The 18,492-nt window shown below is 39.8% G+C and carries 18 protein-coding genes; all 18 read right to left on the bottom strand.

The window, feature by feature from the left end; translation table 11 throughout:
* Positions 1-99: 99 nt before the first annotated feature.
* A complete protein-coding gene (locus HMPREF3112_RS04710; protein ID WP_037612004.1) occupies positions 100-978 on the bottom strand; it encodes a hypothetical protein in 879 nt (292 codons plus the stop codon).
* A gap of 130 nt (positions 979-1,108) precedes the next feature.
* Entirely contained in the window at positions 1,109-2,197 is a 1,089-nt protein-coding gene (locus tag HMPREF3112_RS04705) for a hypothetical protein (RefSeq protein ID WP_048790165.1), read from the bottom strand.
* 152 nt (positions 2,198-2,349) lie between these two features.
* The gene (locus HMPREF3112_RS04700) at positions 2,350-3,048 is read right to left on the bottom strand and encodes a hypothetical protein (protein WP_048790164.1); all 699 of its coding nucleotides are present in this window, start codon (positions 3,046-3,048) and stop codon (positions 2,350-2,352) included.
* A gap of 126 nt (positions 3,049-3,174) precedes the next feature.
* Entirely contained in the window at positions 3,175-4,239 is a 1,065-nt protein-coding gene (locus HMPREF3112_RS04695; protein ID WP_048676322.1) for a PhoH family protein, read from the bottom strand.
* Between the two features lie 79 nt (positions 4,240-4,318).
* Complete coding sequence (locus tag HMPREF3112_RS04690) at positions 4,319-5,584, bottom strand: LysM peptidoglycan-binding domain-containing protein (RefSeq protein WP_070438413.1); 1,266 nt, start codon at positions 5,582-5,584, stop codon at positions 4,319-4,321.
* 239 nt (positions 5,585-5,823) lie between these two features.
* Positions 5,824-6,039 (bottom strand): YozE family protein, encoded by a 216-nt coding sequence (locus tag HMPREF3112_RS04685; RefSeq protein ID WP_002885591.1) that lies wholly within the window; start codon positions 6,037-6,039, stop codon positions 5,824-5,826.
* A gap of 8 nt (positions 6,040-6,047) precedes the next feature.
* Positions 6,048-6,905, bottom strand: coding sequence for an RNA-binding virulence regulatory protein CvfB (gene cvfB / locus HMPREF3112_RS04680; protein ID WP_070438446.1), 858 nt, complete (start codon positions 6,903-6,905; stop codon positions 6,048-6,050).
* Between the two features lie 90 nt (positions 6,906-6,995).
* Positions 6,996-7,553 carry a ribosome recycling factor gene (frr, locus tag HMPREF3112_RS04675; RefSeq protein WP_014633971.1) on the bottom strand — a complete coding sequence of 186 codons (558 nt, stop codon included), beginning with the start codon at positions 7,551-7,553 and terminating at the stop codon, positions 6,996-6,998.
* Positions 7,554-7,567: 14 nt separating this feature from the next.
* On the bottom strand, positions 7,568-8,305 hold the full coding sequence (pyrH, locus tag HMPREF3112_RS04670) for a UMP kinase (RefSeq protein WP_002885551.1): 738 nt from the start codon (positions 8,303-8,305) through the stop codon (positions 7,568-7,570).
* A 236-nt stretch (positions 8,306-8,541) separates the two neighbouring features.
* On the bottom strand, positions 8,542-9,765 hold the full coding sequence (locus HMPREF3112_RS04665) for a sensor histidine kinase (RefSeq protein ID WP_070438411.1): 1,224 nt from the start codon (positions 9,763-9,765) through the stop codon (positions 8,542-8,544).
* Between the two features lie 13 nt (positions 9,766-9,778).
* Positions 9,779-10,456, bottom strand: a complete 678-nt coding sequence (locus tag HMPREF3112_RS04660; protein WP_037601879.1) for a response regulator transcription factor — start codon at positions 10,454-10,456, stop codon at positions 9,779-9,781.
* Between the two features lies 1 nt (position 10,457).
* Positions 10,458-11,081 (bottom strand): GTP pyrophosphokinase, encoded by a 624-nt coding sequence (locus HMPREF3112_RS04655; RefSeq protein ID WP_070438408.1) that lies wholly within the window; start codon positions 11,079-11,081, stop codon positions 10,458-10,460.
* A gap of 147 nt (positions 11,082-11,228) precedes the next feature.
* On the bottom strand, positions 11,229-11,852 hold the full coding sequence (locus HMPREF3112_RS04650; protein WP_048790159.1) for a GNAT family N-acetyltransferase: 624 nt from the start codon (positions 11,850-11,852) through the stop codon (positions 11,229-11,231).
* A 57-nt stretch (positions 11,853-11,909) separates the two neighbouring features.
* On the bottom strand, positions 11,910-13,688 hold the full coding sequence (locus HMPREF3112_RS04645; RefSeq protein WP_070438405.1) for an ABC transporter ATP-binding protein: 1,779 nt from the start codon (positions 13,686-13,688) through the stop codon (positions 11,910-11,912).
* A complete protein-coding gene (locus HMPREF3112_RS04640) occupies positions 13,678-15,492 on the bottom strand; it encodes an ABC transporter ATP-binding protein (RefSeq protein ID WP_070438402.1) in 1,815 nt (604 codons plus the stop codon). Before HMPREF3112_RS04640 ends, HMPREF3112_RS04645 begins: the two co-directional genes overlap by 11 nt.
* Positions 15,493-15,495: 3 nt before the next feature.
* A complete protein-coding gene (locus tag HMPREF3112_RS04635; RefSeq protein ID WP_002885568.1) occupies positions 15,496-15,939 on the bottom strand; it encodes a MarR family winged helix-turn-helix transcriptional regulator in 444 nt (147 codons plus the stop codon).
* 185 nt (positions 15,940-16,124) lie between these two features.
* Positions 16,125-16,535 carry a peptide deformylase gene (locus HMPREF3112_RS04630; RefSeq protein WP_038675386.1) on the bottom strand — a complete coding sequence of 137 codons (411 nt, stop codon included), beginning with the start codon at positions 16,533-16,535 and terminating at the stop codon, positions 16,125-16,127.
* Positions 16,536-16,692: 157 nt separating this feature from the next.
* A complete protein-coding gene (locus tag HMPREF3112_RS04625) occupies positions 16,693-18,234 on the bottom strand; it encodes a glycosyltransferase family protein (protein WP_247916160.1) in 1,542 nt (513 codons plus the stop codon).
* Positions 18,235-18,492: the final 258 nt, after the last annotated feature.

Genomic DNA, 18,492 nt, shown 5'->3' with positions numbered 1-18,492 from the left:
TTTCATATGTTAACAAATGGGCTAACACTGATGATATAACATCTTATTATAGCACGTTTTGGACACTAAAAAAACCAGCTAAGCTGGTTTTAAACATTACTAGTTTTGGAAGCGCTTTTTATCAACTCTAACATCACGTTCATAGTCATAATCTAATTTCTTCACGTCATCCCCTGATAGGCGTTTGAAACTTCTTTCTTCAATAAGTTTGCCTTTCTTATTATAAGTTGTAACGATCAATCTATCACCCTTAACCTTGTATCGAACGGTTTCTTCAAGAGATTCTTTGTAGGATTTAACGTAAATCTTTTTACTTTCATCGTTATCAGCCTGAGTTCGATATTCACTTATTTTGTATTGATTATCTACCGCTTGGTCAATGACTTTGGTATATTCAGATAGTGACATGGTTGGTTTAAGCGTTCCTGACCAAGCATCTGGATGGTATGCTTCGTCAGTATCATAGTCTGTAAAGTCAACCAGATTGTTCCCGCCAGCTAAGGTATAAAAATAAAATTTAACATTATTACCTTTGACTTTAACAAAATCATGAGCCTCTAGACCACTTTTCTTGAAAGATTCCATACCATCAACCATTTTCTTCTTATCTTTATGGTAAAAGCGATAAGTTTCAAGCAGATAGGTTCCTTCAGGTATTTTACCGCCTTGCAAGTGCATAAACGCATAGCCACCAAATGAAAGTGCCACTAGGACAATCGCCCCCACTACAGAAGCAATAATAATTTTAGCTTTCTTAGACAAGCCTGTCTTAGCAGGAGCAACTTGTGAAACGGCTTGTGTCACTTGGTCACTCAACTGAGCTTGCTGTGGATTAATACCCTCGTCCTTAGCCTCTTGAGAAATAAATTCCCCATTAGCTTTTGCTTGTTGGATTTCTTCCTCTGTCGGCTTACGATTATTGATTGTTTCGAAATAATCTAACCACTCTTTTTCGTTCATAAAAGTCCCCTTTTTCATTGATACTTCCATTCTAACAGAAAAAAGACTCCAAGGCTATTTGATTATTTCCATATAAAGAAAAGCGATACCAGAATGGAGTTTTGGCTCTCCTTCTCGTACCACTTTACTCATTTACATCATTGGGTGATTAGATTTTATCACTAGATTTTTTACTACTTTTACTATCGTCAGAGCCTGATTTAGAACCACTACCATAGTCATCGCTATTACCATAGCCATAGTCATTACCATAACCATAGCCGTAATTGTAGCCATAACCATAATCATAGTAATCCTTGAAGTCATCATATTGATCACTATAAGTCTTCAAATCTTTCTTATAATCTTTGATGGCATCCTTATAGTCATCCCAGCGCTCCTCAGCGTCTCCCTTACTCATACGTTTATAAGTAATACGTGACTGAAGCTTCCCTTTTTTATCATAAGTAGTCAGAGTGTATTCATCGCCATGCTTGACATAGGTACGTTTTTCCTTCAAGGTATCTTTATATTCTCTTGTTGTTTTTTTAACGACTTTGTCAGCTTCCTCTTTGGTATAAAACGAATAGTCTTTTCTCATCTTTTTCATGAAGTCTTTTGTGACATCTTCGACTTGATCCGCATCTAAAACTTGACTCTCTGTTCTATTCCACGGATCAAATACCTGAGGAACATCTATCTCATAGTCCATCAAACTAACATATGATTTATTGTCACTCTCTACTAAATTGTAGGTTCTAGATTGATTATTCTTTACAACTACAAAAGACTGCAAGTCCAAACCTTCGTCCTTGTATTCATCTATGCCATCAACCATTTTATCTTTGTCTTCATCATAACGAGAGAAAGAAACTACTTCATAGGTTCCATCTACAATTTTTCCTGACTGATAACGCCATAATGAATAGCCACCAACAGAAAGTAAAATCACTGCCACAGCACCCAAGACTGATGCCAAAATAATCTTAGTTTTCTTAGACATACCTTTTTTAGCAGGTACGACTTGTTGGAAGGTTGCTGTTGTTTGGGCAAACTGAGGCTGCTGTGTCATCGTTATCACAGGTTCAGCTGGCTTAATCGGTCTTTGCTCCGTCGCCTGTCCATTTGAGCCAAAGACGTTAGGGTTAGGTCGTTCAAGGATAAACTCGCCTGCTGCTTGAGCTTGAGCTAACTCTGCGGGAGTTGCTTTGCGACCGTTGACTAATTCAAAGTACTCAATCCACTCTTGCTGGTTCATAATAATCTCCTTTTTTATTGGTCTACCGTTCTATTGTACCAAAATAAATGGTGAAATAGTATTTGACAATTATCATAAAGACTGTAAGGTTTTTTAATAAATCATTAGGCTATGATTCTCGATAGTAAAGAGGTGCTTGATTGGTAAGTGAATCAGCGCCAGATGAGATAATCCCCATCATGCCTTGAATAATTATAATACTTCAAGGCATACTCATAATCCCTATCATAACCACTTTTGACCCCTTTGGCTTCCTCTGAGCTCAATCGTTTAAAAGTTCTACGCGACTCAATATGTCCATCATTAGCATAAACAGTCAGAACGAGACCATTAGGGCGCTTTTCATAAGTTCTTTTTTGCTTCAACATTTTTTTATAATCGTCTACACACCTTTGGACAGATACTTCTTTTACTCTTGAATACTCCTCTCCCTTTTTAGAAATCTTATCTATATGAGAAATCACTAGAGCTTCATATTCAGAGACTGTTAGATCCTGTTTCAAAGTCCCTGTACGTGGGTCAAAAGTCTGTGGGAGCTTTTCATCATGCTCAAATGGTGAGACAAAAGGTTCCCCATCCCCCACAAAAACATAATAAAATTGAGATTTCATATTCTCAACAACTATAAAATCCTCATATAAGCTATCATTATTCTCTCCTCGCTCAGTCCAATTTATCAATTCATTGGAATATGCCGATTTAGCCTCGTATTTTAGCATCTGATAAGTGCCGTCTGGAATATAGTTCTGTTGATACTTCCAAAATCTTCCCTCTCCTATGGCTATCAAGACTGTCGCAACAAGTCCAAGCAATACAATGATAGCAATCTTCCATTTTTTTGCTTTAGTCATGGCTCTCCCCTCCATATCAGCCTATTATTCAATACTATTTTACCAGAAATAGGGGAAAAGCTAATGACATGACTGTAAAGGAAAAAGAGGTTGAGAACACATACTCTCAAACCTCTTTTCATCAATTTACTTTTTTACATCCTCAGCACCAATTACTGGGTATTCAGTCAATCCTGATGCTGTTTCTTCTTCAAGCTTGTTTGTTTCCTCTGATTTTTCCTCAAAGTCAACCTTAGGTGCATCTTTTTCATAAGCATTAATGATATCAGCTACAACTGGGTGACGTACGACATCGCTAGCAGAGAAGTGAACAAAATCAATAGCCTTAATTCCCTTCAATTTCTCCATAGCATCGACAAGGCCTGATTTAACACGACGTGGCAAGTCAATCTGACTCATGTCCCCATTGACAATCATCTTAGAATTAAAACCAAGACGGGTCAAGAACATCTTCATTTGCATGATGGTTGTATTTTGTGCCTCATCAAGGATAACAAAGGCATCCTCTAGGGTACGACCACGCATATAAGCGAGGGGTGCAATCTCAATAATTTCACGTTCCATGAGGCGGGTCGTTTGCTCCTTACCAAGAATTTGATAAAGGGCATCATAGACAGGGCGAAGGTAAGGATCCACCTTTTCCTTGAGATCACCAGGCAAGAAACCGAGGCTCTCACCCGCCTCAACCGCCGGACGTGTTAGAACAATACGTTTAACTTGACCACGTTTAAGGGCTGTAACTGCAAGGGTAACCGCTAAAAAGGTCTTCCCTGTACCAGCTGGACCAATCCCAAAGACCACATCATGACTTTTGATGCTATCAACATAAACCTTTTGCCCCAAGGTCTTCACTCGAATAGGCTTACCACTGTTGTCCTTGATAATCTCTTCTTCATATAAAGCAACAAACTTGTCAATCGAACCATCTTGAGCCATGGTTAAGGCTGCGACAACATCTGAAGTGTTGACTAGCATTCCACGCTCCACTAAAACAAGGAGGGCTTGAATGGTCAAACGGGCCAATTCAACACTTTCCTCGTCATCTCCAAGTATCTGCACACGCTCTGTTCGAGCATGAATAATAACATTGAGGTTTTCCTCGATAAGTTTTAGATGGCGCTCATTGGTCCCAAAAAGTGACAAGACATCATCTGGGTGATTTAGGGTAATTTCAACAGAATACTCTTGCAAATAGAGTTCCTCTTTCTTTCGTCTTTTTCTCCATTATATCAAAAAAATCACGCCAGGCGTGACTTTTTATTATTCTGACTTATTCATTAAATGACACGTGAACGTGGTCATAGTGGTTTTCAGTAACGCTACCACGGTCTGGCATTTGGTTCCATGTGTTAGCTGGTCCGTAGATGTTGTTTACTGGTGCGTAGAATTGTTGTTTGTAGATGATGTATGAAATACCTGCATTTGAGATATTGTCTACTGCATATTGGGCAACTTGATCACCAACTGCTGAACCAACTGGTACCATAACGTCAACAGCAAGTCCTTTACCATGGTCTTGTGGATCACCTTCACGGTAACCACCGATATCAGTAAGACCAAATTGTGCCGCTACATCTTGACGGAAAGCTTCAGCTTGTGGTTGAAGGTGTGGATCCGTTGGAAGTGTATTTGTTGATGCAGGTTGTGCTGCTGGTGCCTCTGAAGCTACTGGTGCTTCTGATGCCACTTCTGATGTTGCTGCTGGTTCTACCGCTGGAGCTTCTGCTGGCGCTTCTGAAGCAGCTGGTGCCTCTGAAGACGCTTCTGATGTTGCTGCTGGTTCTGCCGCTGGAGCTTCTGAAGTCGCTGGTGCTTCTGAAGTCGCTTCTGATGTTGCTGTTGGTTCTGCCGCTGGAGCTTCTTCTTTTACTTCAGGTTGTGCTGGTGTTTCAGCAGCTGGAGTAGTTTCTGCTTCAGGTGTAGCCTCTGCTGACGCAGTGACATGATCAATAGCATCAGCAACTGGTTGTTCAGTTTCTGCGTATGCTGGTGCTTCTGATGCTGATGCGATAGCTTCTGTTACTTCTGAAACAGCTTGAGTTGACTCTTCTGTAACAGGTGCTTGAGTAGCTGTTGTGCTTACTGTTTCAACTGGAGCTGTCAAGTCCGCTGCAACTACAGATTGACCATTTACAGTCACTTCGTTAGTTGTCAAATTAGCTTCTGCAACTACAGGTGTAGTTGATGTTTCTGAAGCTGGAGTTTCAACTTTAACAGAGACAGCTTGATTATCAGCATTGTAAGTTGCTGTCAAGACTGTTCCAGGGTAAATCAAATCAATGTTTGTGATTTGATTGATGTTAGCCAAAACGTTCACATCAATACCCATTGCTTCAGCGATACTCCCCAAAGTATCACCGTATTGAACTGTATAAGTTTGTTGGTTATCACTTACAGCGATATCTGCTTTGATTTGATCTACTGAACGTGCTGCCCAGTTTGAAGTTTCATCGGCATGTACGTGACTTGCAGCAAAAAGTGAAAGTGCTGCGGTCGAGTAAAGAAGTGCCTTTGTTGTTTTAGATTTTGATAACATGTATAATTCATTCCTTTTTTAACAATTTTAACATCTACAATAATACCACACTTTTTGTCAAAAAAGGGGTGATTTACTGCACTTTAAAGCAATTACTAACTAGTTGTAACAAGCCTAATTTATTGAAAAACAGCTGAGATATTTGTAAAAAATTGTAACAATTCATACCAATTCAAATGGTAATTACTTTTTAAAGAAAATGCTAAAAGTCATTATGCTTATCGTAGACTTAGTCGCTATTAATGAGCCAGATAATCTTCCCAAATCTGGTCAAACTGCCCCAGATTAAAGGAAAAGCTAGCTTGATCTTCCAAGTAACGACTAACTTCTTCGAAGTCATCAGTATGCTTCGGGAAGGTTGAATCTTCAAAAGCCAAGTCAGCCAAGATTGCTACTGGTTCATTGGACTTTGGATTACGCTGGGCCATCAGCCAAGTATAAAAGGATTTTCTCATGCCTTCTCCTAACCGATTAATTCTGTTCCAAACTGATCTTGTTTGATTTTTTTTGCCTTCATCAGACCACCCAGGGCTTTCTTGAATTGTCCCTTAGAAATACCAAAAGTCGCCTTGATGTCCGCTGGTGATGACTTGTCATTAAGCGTCATAAAGCCACCATTGCTCTCTAAATAGGTCAAAATCATCTGTGAATCATTTTCGAGCATTTCAAAAGAACGTGGTTTAAGAGAAAGATTGAGGGTACGATCAACTTCTCTGAACCCAATCACACGCGCTTCAAGGACCTGACCTAAGCGTGGCTCCGCATAGCGTTCTGATGGATGGATGAAACCAAGCATGTTATTTTCTGGCAGATAAACAAAGGTTCCTGACAATTTTAGACGGTAGGCAATGGCTGGCCATTTTTGGTTTTGCATATTATCGTAAGCAGGTCCAGCCATACGTTGAAAGACCTCAGGTTCGGCAGGAAGTCCCCAAATACGATCCTTTTTATCAACATCGAGTTTGATATAGAGTTTGTCACCTTTCTTAGGCCAAAGCTCTTTGAGTTCAGGTAAAACATCTAAAGAGACTACGATTTCCTTATCTGGAATTCCTACGTCTACAAAAACACCCAAATCCTTACGAACTTCAGTAACTTCTCCCCAATCATAGGAATCACGAGTGGCTTTGATTTCTTTTTGCGTTAGACGTGATTTTTGCTTGCTGTCTGTATAGGCGAAACCTGTCACCATGTCACCAATGGCATGTTCTCCTTCTTCTTTAGACAAGGCAAAAGTCACACCGTCCTTTTGAACAAAATAAAATTTGTCATTTTCATCAGTTACTAGGGCAGTAATAATTGTTCCAAGTAATGTATTCATCTTTTTTCCTCTAAAAAGAGAGTCGGACAAGGAAGCTAACATAGTCCATGCTCTTTTGCTTCTGTCCCACTCTCCTTATTTTTCTATTGATTAAACAGTAAGGAGTTCTTTTTCCTTTTCTGCTGTCATGCTGTCAATCTTCTTAACAGCGTCATCAGTTGCTTTTTGGATATCTTTTTCCAAAGATTTCAATTGATCTTCTGTGATTTCTTTGTCTTTTTCTTGCTTCTTAGCTTCATCCATAGCATCACGGCGGATGTTACGGATAGCGATTTTAGCATTTTCACCGACTTTTTTCACTTCTTTAGCCAACTCTTTACGTGTTTCTTCTGTAAGTGCTGGGATAACCAAGCGTACTACAGAACCATCGTTAGCTGGGTTGATTCCAAGGTCAGATTCGTTGATTGCACGTTCGATATCAGCAATTGAACCTTTATCAAATGGTGAAATCAAAAGGACACGTGCTTCAGGAACAGTGATTGAAGCTAATTGGTTAAGTGGTGTTGGGGCACCATAGTATTCTACAGTGATGCGGTCAAGAAGTGATGCATTGGCACGACCTGCACGGATAGAGCCAAATTCACGGGCCAATGACTCATGTGAGTGGGCGAAACGTTCTTTTGCTTTTTCAATAATTGCGTTTGTCATAAATTCTCTCTTTCTTACTTGTGTGATTCTGCTTTGTTAGATACAGTTGTTCCAATTTGTTCACCAAAGATAACACGTTTGATGTTTCCTGGTTCGTTCATGTTGAAGACAACAAGGTCAATGTCATTATCCATTGAGAGGGTAGAAGCTGTGGCATCCATGATTTTCAAACCACGTTTAATAACTTCCACGTGTGTCAACTCGTCAAACTTAACGGCATCGGCGTTTTTACGAGGGTCGTCATTGTAGACACCATCAACACCGTTTTTAGCCATAAGAATAGCATCAGCTTCGATTTCAGCTGCACGAAGAGCCGCTGTTGTATCTGTTGAGAAGTATGGTGAACCAATACCTGCTGCAAAGATAACGATACGGCCTTTTTCAAGGTGACGAAGGGCACGACCACGGATATAAGGCTCCGCTACAGACTTCATATCAATCGCTGTTTGAACACGTGTATCAACACCGAGTTGTTTCAGACTATCAGCCATAACAAGGGCGTTCATCGTTGTTCCAAGCATTCCAGTATAGTCTGCTTGAACACGATCCATTCCTGCTTCAGCAGCAGGTTCGCCACGCCAGAGGTTACCACCACCAATAACTAAAGCAATTTGAATACCTGAATCCGCTACTTCAGCAATTTCCTTAGCCATAGCTTGGACAGTTGGAAGATCAATCCCAACACCTCGTTCACCAGCCAAAGCTTCACCTGAAAGTTTAATGAGGACACGTTTGTATTTTGGTTCTGCCATGATTTCTCCCTATTAACTATTTTGTTTTATGATTTGATTCTTAGCTGAGATTTATCTTTCCTAAGTCATCCATTACCAGCCTTTTAAGGTGGTTAAGGGGTCTCATTCGAGCATCTCCTTTTTATGATTAGGATAGGAAAATGGTTTCTTTTTTGCAAAGAAAATACTAAATCTTCATCCTTAATATTTTATCATAAATTAGGGTTTTCACCTAGTCAAATATTTAAAAAATATCTTTACAAGATGACTGTAAAAGTAATGGTATCATTTTTGTAGGAAGCAAAGAGACGTCCCTTAAATAATTTGACCATACTTTGTGCCATAGAGAGGCCAATACCAAAACCCTTGTGTTCTCTGTTATTATGGGATTCTTCAATACGATAAAAACGTTCAAAAAATTTACTATAGTCAACATCCTTACCATCTTTATAGGTGTTCGATACTTCTAGACGAGCCCGTTTTCGTGTCCTTCCAATCTGACGGAGCCTTACGGTTACTGTCCCTTCTGGATCACAATACTTGTTAGCATTATCCACAAGGAGGGTTACAAGTTCAAAGAGAGACTTCTCCTCTGCTTTCACATGAATATCCGGTGTGATGTCCATAACGAAAGATTTACCATCTCGGACAACAGGCCCCTTAAAGTCCTCTGCTGCATCCTCAGTAATATAGGAAAAATCTACATCTTGAAGAACAATATCCGGCTGCTCCTCCAGACGAGATAGGGCTACAAGAGAATTGATTAGAGTGGTCAAACGTGCCACCTGGTCGTTCGTCGACTTGGTCCATTCGTTCTCTCCAGTCATGAGTTCTTGTAGCTCCGTATTGGCAGAAATAATAGCCAATGGTGTCTTTAATTCATGACCTGCATTGGTAATAAAACGTCGCTGCTTTTCGTAGTTTCGAATGAAGGGACGAATGACAATTCCTGATAAGGCACTAACAATGACAACAAAAAAGATAAAGCCAAACATTGATAAAAGGATAGAAAGATTTAACAAGGCTTGGGAAGAATTATAATAAGAGGTCGTGTCCAGAAAGACCACAAGGATCTTATTTTTGCTAACTTTACTAACCTGATAACTGAGATTAATATTTTTTTCTCTAATGGTTCCAAGAGTACTCGTCATTCGGCTAGCTGCTCGGGCATAAGTAGCGGCCTCTTCATCATTTATCAAGGAAGTATGACTGGTGTCCTGACTGACCACTTCATCACCAGACAAGGTCACGCTGAAAAAACGAAAACTATCTGATGGAATTTCACGCCCTTGATTGGTCTCAATTTTTTTCGTTTTTCCGAAACTACCATTATTTTCTGTAAGTGTGTTGAGAACCTTACTAATTTCCTGCTCCGTCTGAAAGGACCTCACAGTATTGATGATTCCCACAGTAGAGACCAAGATAAAGAGGATAGCCAAGGAAGCAATCGTAATAAATTGAAGTCGTAAACGTCTAAACATGAGCTACTCCTCTCTAATTGGCGAGAAGGCAAAAGTCGCCTCCTTTTTCACCAAGAATGCTGATGTCAGCCTGGATGGCTTGCAATTTCTGACGCAGATAGGAAATATAGACCCAGACAATAGACTCGTCCACATCTTCCTCATCCTCCCAGATAGTCTTGAAAAGGTGCTCAGTCGTTAATTTCTTGGCAGGATTGAGCATGAAGTGGGCCAGTAACTTGGTCTCTCTGCTTGAAAGTCGAATGGCGTTCCCAGCTACCAACTCCTGCTCTTCTTGGTCCAAACGAACAGAACCAAGAGTCAAAATTTTGGCAGTGAAGCTCTCACTCACACGACGTTCTAATGAACGCAGACGAGCCAAAAGTTCTTTAAGGGAGATTGGCTTGGTCAAGTAATCGTCTGCCCCAGCATCAAGCCCGGTCACGCGATCATCAATTTCAGCCATAGCTGTCAACATAATGACATGCGTCCTGTCCCCAGAGGAGCGAATCTCTTTTAGGGCCTCAATACCTGTTTTAATGGGCATCATAATATCCATAATCATCACTTGATAGGCATTCTGTGCAGCTAGGTCTACTGCCTCTTGCCCATTGAATGCTTGATCCACCTCATAACCCTGATGCTCTAGGGCTGCCTTGTAAACTCGAGAAAGAGCCTCTTCATCCTCAGCTAGTAGAATCTTCAAAGCCATTCTAGTCCCCTCCTTCTTGAATTAAGTTACGGATGGTCTGCATGGTCAAATCGCATGAAGCTAATTCATCCGCACAGCGCTTAAGCTCACGGGTAATCATTTCTGGATTCTTGATGTCGTGCTTGTACTTCATTTGATGCTCCAAACTGGCCCAGGAATCCTGAGCAATGGTCCGAAGCTGAACCTCAACAAAATAGGTTCCTCTCTCATTTCCTAGCACATCTGGAAACTCGGTTTCTACTTCTAAAATGAGATGGTAAGAACGATAGCCATTGGGCTTAGCATTTAAAATGTAATCTTTCTCGTTATAGATAGAAACGCCAGGGATAGCCTTGATGACATCGATAGTTTTGTAAATATCATCGACAAAGCCACAAACAATTCGAATCCCAATACTGTCACGAATTTCCTTGAGAGCAGATTGGTTGGTTTCAGGTAAATTTTTCCTACGACACTTTTCACGCATAGAATCGCTTTCTTTGATTCGTGAAATAAAATGTTCATAGAGTTTAAAGCCTGTTTCCTTTTTGCTAGTAATATTAGCCGCAATAATCGGGTCTGTTATTTCTTGTAAAATCTTGGGGAGATACTGAGCATATTCCCCATAAATACTTGGAGTTGACATATAAACCTCCTCTAATAGCGTTTCCTAATTATAGCATAGTTAGGCTTAAAAATAAGGAATGAGCCAGACAAGAAGGACTCTAAGGCTAAGAAAAAAATCCAGCCGAAGCCAGATTCATTTTGCTTATCTTAATTAAATAGCACAAGGCTATTCATCAAGCGATTTGACAAAAGGCCAGTTACCTAGTTTGTGTGTTTCATAAGTCAAAGCTTTATAACCACATTGCTTGTAGCCATTTTTCTCATAGAAAGGTACATTGTAATCGCGATTGGTAATCAAACCAAGACTGTGACCTCCTGTACTACGCACAAAAGGTTCAACCCCTTCAAGCAAGAAACGACTCCCTATCCCTTTTCTTTGATAATCTGGAGTCACCGCCAACATCATCAAGTACCAGTCGTATTCTGCAGAATCTTCCAGATGTCTTTCGGACTCTTCAACAAAGTTAAAATACTTGAACAACTTGGTGATACTTATAAAACGGAAAAGCTTGGTCGCTCCGTTCTGAAGATAGTTAAGCATAGAAATCGTCTGATGCTGTAAAATGGCCGCCGCAACAATGCGACCGTCCTTTTCAGCCACCAAACATGAGTCCTGTTTAATCGCCAAACGCACCAATATTTCCTGCAAGGCTAAGACAAATTCCTTATACTGTTCAGGCTTCTTTAAATTACTGGCAATCATTGAAAGATAGGGGTAATCTTCAAAGGCATCTGCACATACTTGTGCAACTTCCTGAACTTCGTCTAGTCTTGCTTTGCGATATTGCATCATAATCTCCTAATCTGTCTGTTTTTTTGTAAAATCTTATAATTTTATAAGAAAAGTTTAGGCAACTTCTTCTGTAAATTGACTATTATAAAGATCAGCATAGAAACCATCTGCTGCCATGAGCTCATCATGATTGCCCTGTTCAATAATGTTACCATCTTTCATCACAAGGATAAGGTCAGCATTTCGAATGGTTGATAAGCGGTGGGCAATAACAAAGCAAGTACGACCTTCCATAAGCTTGTCCATGGCTTTTTGAATCAATTCTTCTGTTCGAGTGTCGACAGATGATGTCGCCTCATCCAAGATAAGGAGAGGGGCATCCTTAAGAAGCGCACGTGCAATGGTCAAGAGCTGCTTCTGTCCAACTGATAAGGTCACAGAATCATCCAAATAAGTATCATAACCCTTTGGAAGTGTGGTAATGAAGTGGTGAATACCGACGGCCTTGGCTGCAGCAATAACTTGCTCATCAGAAATATTCTCTTGGTTGTAAATCAAATTATCACGAATAGTACCTTCAAAGAGCCAAGTGTCTTGAAGCACCATTGAGAATTGGTCATGAACAGTTTCACGCTTCATGTCATTCGTATCCACACCGTCAATGGTAATACGACCTTGGTCGATGTTATAGAACTTCATAAGCAGGTTAACAATAGTCGTCTTACCAGCACCCGTCGGACCAACGATCGCAATCTTTTGACCTGGCTTAGCAAGAGCCGAAAAGTCATGAATAATAGTCTTTTCAGGAGTATAACCAAAGGAAACATGATCAAAGACAACTTGACCTTTAGTATCTGTCAATTCAGCTGTCTTAGCTGACTCGTCGTCCATATCTTTTTCTTCCAAAAATTCAAAGATACGACCAATGGCTGCAGTGGCTGATTGGAGTTGTGTAATCCCTTGTGCAATTTGAGAAAGAGGTTGTGAGAAGATGCGAACATAGGTCATGAAGGCTACCACATCACCAATAGTCAAGCTACCATCAATAACTTTGATGGCACCCACAAGACAGACCATGACATAACCAAAGTTCCCAATGAAAATCATAAGTGGCATCATAATACCTGAGATAAACTGTGATTGCCACATTGATTTATAGAGTTTATCATTAAGTCCCTTGAAAGCTTGACTACTTTCTTGAGCAGCATTGTAACTCGTTACGACTGCTTGACCCGTGTAGATTTCTTCAATATAACCATTAATATTAGCCAAATTTTCTTGTTGGCGCTTGAAAAGGGGTTGCGAGAAGCCCATGATGAAGGCTACCAGAACAAAACCTATCAAGACAGAACCAATCGCAGTGAAAGCCATAGTGACATTTGAGTAGAACATCATAATAATGGCTGCCACCAAGAGAACACTTGAAGTAATCAAGGTACCTAAGCCTTGGCTAAGCGATTGTCCCAAAAGGTCAACGTCATTGGTCACACGAGAGAGGGTATCCCCTTGAGAGTGACTGTCGAAATAATTAAGAGGGACACTGTTGATTTTCTTTTGGATAGCTGTACGGAAACGTTGTGAAAAGCGTTGTGTAACTGTCGCAACCGTAAAGCTTTGTAGGTAACCCACAATGGCTGAAATGGCATAGAGAACAGCCAAGGTCATAGCAATACTTGCTACCTTGTCCAAATCAATGCCTGGAATCGTTCCCATTTTAGTAGGTGTAATACCTTCAGTTATAGTATTGGTAATTTCTTTAAGCTTATCTGGTCCAATAACTGTAATGACCGCTGAAATAATTGCTCCAAAAATCGCAAGGACAAACGGAATTTGGAAACCTTTAATATAGGGTTTTAAGCGTTTATAGGATGATGTTTTTGGCTTATTTTCCATTTTCTAACTCCTCCTTAGACAATTGTGAATAGGCAATTTCTTGGTAAACCTCATTATTTGCCAAGAGTTCCTTGTGAGTTCCTTGACCAACGACCTTACCTTGATCAAGTACCAAGATTTGGTCTGCATCCATAATAGTAGAGATACGTTGAGCTACAATCAACTTGGTCATATCTTGTGTTTTTTCAGCCAATTCTTGACGTAACTTACGATCGGTCTTATAGTCCAAGGCTGAGAAGGAATCATCGAAAATCAAGATTTCAGGCTTACGTGCCAAGGCACGCGCAATAGCCAAACGTTGCTTCTGTCCACCTGAGAAGTTAGACCCAGCTTGGGCAACTTCTGCTTTAAGTTGACCTTCTTTATTTTCAACAAAGTCTTTTCCTTGAGCTAATTCGAGAGCTTCCCAAATCTTAGCATCATCAAGAGGACTGTTATTGCTCGTTCCCATCGTCATATTTGACGTGATATCACCTGAGAAAAGCACAGCCTTCTGTGGAATATAACCGACTATATTGTGCAAGGTTTCATGGTCATAATGTCGCACGTCGACACCGTCAACCTTGATCGTCCCTTGCGTGGCATCATAAAAACGTGGGATAAGGTTGACAAGTGTTGATTTACCAGATCCAGTCGAACCAATAAAGGCCACCGTGTCACCTTTTTTAGCTTTGAAGCTAACATGCTCCAAAACAGGCTCTGAAGTTTCAGAATAACGGAAGGAAACATCATCAAATTCGACAGCACCCACCTCTTTAGGCTTTTCAGAACTATTTTCAGGATAAGAGACTGAAGATTGGGTATCTAGAACTTCATTGATACGACCAGCTGCTACAACTGCACGTGGAAGAAGGAAGAAAACAACAATCATCATCATGAATCCCATCACAACCTGCATGGCATAAGATGAATAAACCACCATGTCTGAGAAGAGATGGACCTTATTTTCCATAGCACCAGAAATCTTAGTTGGATCTGTTGGAATCTTAACATCTTCAATCAAATGTGCACCAATCCAATAAATAGCCAGTGTCAAACCACTTGATACAGCAGTCATCACGGGTGTCAGTAAGGCAAAAGAACGACCGATAAAGAGATTGTTTTGGGTCAAATCAGTATTGGCCTTTTCAAATTTATCCTCTTGATAACTTTCGGCGTTATAGGCACGCACCACACGAATTCCTGTAAGAGATTCACGCGTTACGCTATTCAGTTTATCGGTCAGAGTTTGAATCAAGCGTTGCTTAGGCATAACCATAATCAAGAGGAAAAGCATGAGAATGGCAATCACTGCCACAGCGACAAGCAAGGCAAGGAGCCAATTTCCATTTTTATCGGCAATCTTTGTAATCGCCCAAATGGCCATGATAGGTCCCTGTGTAATAACCTGTAACCCCATGGTAAGTACCATCTGCAATTGGGTAATATCATTTGTCGTACGGGTCAAAAGACTAGGAATTGAGAATTTCTTGATCTCTGCGTCCGAAAAATCTAGAACCTGATGGAAGATATCATCACGAAGGCGGGTGGTAAAACTTGCCGCTGTTCTGGCAGCTAAGAAACCAACAACTACAGAGGCCATAAAGCCTGCAAACGACATTAAAAGCATTCGCATCCCTGGAGCATCTGTATTCCAGGCAAAAATATCCGACGCTTTAGTTCCCTTAGTTGATAAGAGTGTCGTAATATCAGACATATAGTCTGGAATTTTCAAGTTTAGATAGACGTTCAAGCAAACAAAAATCACCGCTAAGACAATCATGATTAACTCTTTTGTCGTCAAACGTTTAAAAATTTTAAACATAAGTTACTCCTTATTTTTTTCTAAATTCATACGAATTTGGTGAAAGACACGAAAGGCTGTTTCAGCATCTTCTTTGGAAATACCTTCTAACAGCTGTTCATGGATGGCCTCTCGAAAATGTTTGACATCTCGAGCTTTCTTTTTACCTAAGTCTGTCAGATGAACATACTTGTAGCGTTTATCCTTGTCCGATGTCACCAACTCAACAAAACCATTTTTTTCCATTCGTTTGACCAAATTACTAGCCACTGATTTAGAAATACATAGTCTTTTTTCAATGTCTTTGATAAAGATTTCTTTATCTTGATTGTCAGACAAATACTTGACAGCAAATCCTTGAGGGCCAGCTAAATGCTCAACCCCATGGACCTTTCCTAACTCTTGCACGCGAGATTCCATAGTATTGATGAATTCTCTGAATTCACTAAAAGTATCTTTTCCATGCATCGCAAGTCCCTCCTTGAATAATTCTCATGGAAACTATTTTAGTTCTTATGAGAACTAATGTCAAGAAAAAAGTTCCTATGAGAACTAAAAAAGAGTGAGAAAAAAATTGCTTTCCGCTCTCACTCCCATAACTATGATTATTAAGGCTTTGAACTCAAAAACCTAGCCCGCTTGGGCTAGGCTATCTAAATAATAATCCCCTCCAAATGATCCAATTCATGTTGAATAATTTGGGCTGGCATACCAGAAAAACTTAACTGTTTAGGCATCCATTGTTCATCTAAATAGGCAACCTCAATCGACTCATAACGTCTGGTCGGACGACTTCCCTCTAAAGACAAGCAAGACTCCTCTGTTTGATAAGGTGAGGACTTGCTGACTAAAACAGGATTAAACATGACCAGATTGACAAAACCGATATTGACGATAATAACACGCTTTTTAACGCCAATCATATTGGCAGCCATACCCACACAGGCTTCCTTATGAAACTCCAGTGTATCACGTAAATCTTTAGCCAAATAGAGGTCTTCTTTAGTCGCTTCTGTCGATTTTTGTCCAAGGAAAAAGACATCCTTTACGATAGTTTTTATCATCTATTTACTCCCTTTTCTTATCTAAACTATGAAATCATATACACTTCTTTTATCGGAAACAAAGGTTTTCAATTTCATATTAATCACCTTGACCTATTATATCAAAAGGGCTACCATCTAGTAAAACAGACAAAAAAAGAAACCCGCAAGCTTCTTTTTAGTCATCTTTCTTCACTCTATACAAATAACCAATAAACGCCAAAAGACTAATAGTTGATACACCCATTGCCAATTTGGCAACTGGGGTATAGCCATAGGTCAAAACGACATCATGCTTACCTGGTGGTAGGACTAGATTAGTTGGATTCTTTTCCTTAGCTAAGTAAGTAGTTACTCGCTTTCCATCAATCCTCGCTTCTTGTCCTTTATAGTAGAAAACTGGTAGCGACAAGACTTTAGCTTCTTTTGACTCGTTATCTACTGTAAGTGCTAGCTCCTTTGGAGAACGGCTGATGGTTGACTTAATTTCCTGATTATCCAAGAAAAGATGTTTGTCAAAGACAAAGCCAAAGGGCACTTCTTTATTGGTGTAATCGCCATTTATATTTTTATAAGTTCCCTTAGCTAGCATTTCTCTCGTGACTTTTGTATTGCTTGGCAATATATTCTTGGCTTTAGTCATCTTATCTTGGACAGTAACAATCTGAAACATATTCAGGCAAAGACCAAACAAGACAAGTATCGTCGTTGCCTTCATAGACATATTTTCCAAGATATTAGACAAGGCTAAGCTGAAGAAAAGCAAGGCAAAACTCCATAATCTCCAAGGAAATTGTAGATTGGACACTGGACTCTCCTGTAATAACTGCCAAGGAAAACTATTCAAAGTTAAAAAAGCCAAAACAAGAGAAATAAAAAGGTAAATTCTAGCCTCCTTATCCTTCACAAAACGCTTAGCAAAGATTAGGCTTAGCACTAGACCCAAGAGATAGAGAAGATTAACTGATGGAGTCCTTAAATCGCTTTTTAGAATCAACTCCCAGTTGTCTGCCAGACTTAAGGCAGTCTTGGATAGGAGCGGTTTAAAAGTCGTTCGTAGGGTGACATACTTGAATTGCTCTATCATAGGAACAAAGAAAGCTAGAGACATACTAAGAGTGACAAGAGTGGCCTTAAGAAATCCTAGAATACGTTCTTTTTTATTATCCCAAATCCCAAAACTAGCTACCACTGCTATGAAAATCATAAGAGAAGCCAAAAGGACAGATAAGACATGGGAATAGACTAAACCAAGCATGCCAAGGGTCAAGACCCACCATTTCTTATAATCTCCAAATGTTATCAAACGAACGCCAACGAAAACTAGAGGTAAAAAAATCATAGCCAGCGTTTCGCCAACAGCTGCCCGGTAATAAGAATTGTGCAAGAAATAACCCGAAAAAAGATAAAAGGTAGCAAATACCATCACCTGTTTATCAGAATAGTTCAATAAACGTAATCCGTAAAAACTAAGCAAACAAGTTACAAAGCGAACAAGAAATTGAAAACTCATCCAAGCTACAAAGACTGACTGAGTCAGCTTATAGATTATGAAAATAGGATAATAAGTCAACCAGGGATAAAAGGTATTGATTAATTGTCCGGTCCCTCCGTTAGTTGTAAAATTGATAGGACTCTTCCAGACAGTATCCAAGGATAACAGTCGGTTAATGTGAAAGACAATATCATCACCATAAAGCTTGTCCCTAAAAAAGAACATAGGCAGTATCGACACTATGCTGATCAAGAAACTTATTAGAATGACTGTCTGATTAGTATACTTCTTTTCTTTTGCCCCACAGGGATCCTTTCCAAGACTCACGATTATTCCTCTCATATTCTAATTCATAAAAATCTACTCTAGAAAAAGATTTCTTACTAGCTCATTATACCAAAAAAGGACAAATCTCCTCTTCCTCCTAAGTCTGTCTAAACAAAAAAAGAAACCCGCAGGCTTCTTTTCTTATTTTATCGAGAG

Origin of the sequence: Streptococcus sp. HMSC10E12 (assembly GCF_001807855.1) — a bacterium.
Classification (GTDB): domain Bacteria; phylum Bacillota; class Bacilli; order Lactobacillales; family Streptococcaceae; genus Streptococcus; species Streptococcus salivarius.
The sequence above is the reverse complement of the archived record's forward strand: the minus strand, read 5'-3'. Positions and strand labels throughout refer to the sequence as shown.

Coding starts and splice junctions, on each gene's coding strand:
- HMPREF3112_RS04690 (WP_070438413.1), bottom strand. CDS start 5,584: ATGTTATCAAAATCTAAAACAACAAAGGCACTTCTTTACTCGACCGCA.
- HMPREF3112_RS04630 (WP_038675386.1), bottom strand. CDS start 16,535: ATGATAAAAACTATCGTAAAGGATGTCTTTTTCCTTGGACAAAAATCG.
- HMPREF3112_RS04640 (WP_070438402.1), bottom strand. CDS start 15,492: ATGTTTAAAATTTTTAAACGTTTGACGACAAAAGAGTTAATCATGATT.
- cvfB (WP_070438446.1), bottom strand. CDS start 6,905: ATGAATACATTACTTGGAACAATTATTACTGCCCTAGTAACTGATGAA.
- HMPREF3112_RS04655 (WP_070438408.1), bottom strand. CDS start 11,081: ATGTCAACTCCAAGTATTTATGGGGAATATGCTCAGTATCTCCCCAAG.
- pyrH (WP_002885551.1), bottom strand. CDS start 8,305: ATGGCAGAACCAAAATACAAACGTGTCCTCATTAAACTTTCAGGTGAA.
- HMPREF3112_RS04685 (WP_002885591.1), bottom strand. CDS start 6,039: ATGAGAAAATCCTTTTATACTTGGCTGATGGCCCAGCGTAATCCAAAG.
- HMPREF3112_RS04635 (WP_002885568.1), bottom strand. CDS start 15,939: ATGCATGGAAAAGATACTTTTAGTGAATTCAGAGAATTCATCAATACT.
- HMPREF3112_RS04645 (WP_070438405.1), bottom strand. CDS start 13,688: ATGGAAAATAAGCCAAAAACATCATCCTATAAACGCTTAAAACCCTAT.
- HMPREF3112_RS04625 (WP_247916160.1), bottom strand. CDS start 18,234: ATGTTCTTTTTTAGGGACAAGCTTTATGGTGATGATATTGTCTTTCAC.
- frr (WP_014633971.1), bottom strand. CDS start 7,553: ATGACAAACGCAATTATTGAAAAAGCAAAAGAACGTTTCGCCCACTCA.
- HMPREF3112_RS04705 (WP_048790165.1), bottom strand. CDS start 2,197: ATGAACCAGCAAGAGTGGATTGAGTACTTTGAATTAGTCAACGGTCGC.
- HMPREF3112_RS04650 (WP_048790159.1), bottom strand. CDS start 11,852: ATGCAATATCGCAAAGCAAGACTAGACGAAGTTCAGGAAGTTGCACAA.
- HMPREF3112_RS04665 (WP_070438411.1), bottom strand. CDS start 9,765: ATGTTTAGACGTTTACGACTTCAATTTATTACGATTGCTTCCTTGGCT.
- HMPREF3112_RS04700 (WP_048790164.1), bottom strand. CDS start 3,048: ATGACTAAAGCAAAAAAATGGAAGATTGCTATCATTGTATTGCTTGGA.
- HMPREF3112_RS04710 (WP_037612004.1), bottom strand. CDS start 978: ATGAAAAAGGGGACTTTTATGAACGAAAAAGAGTGGTTAGATTATTTC.
- HMPREF3112_RS04660 (WP_037601879.1), bottom strand. CDS start 10,456: ATGGCTTTGAAGATTCTACTAGCTGAGGATGAAGAGGCTCTTTCTCGA.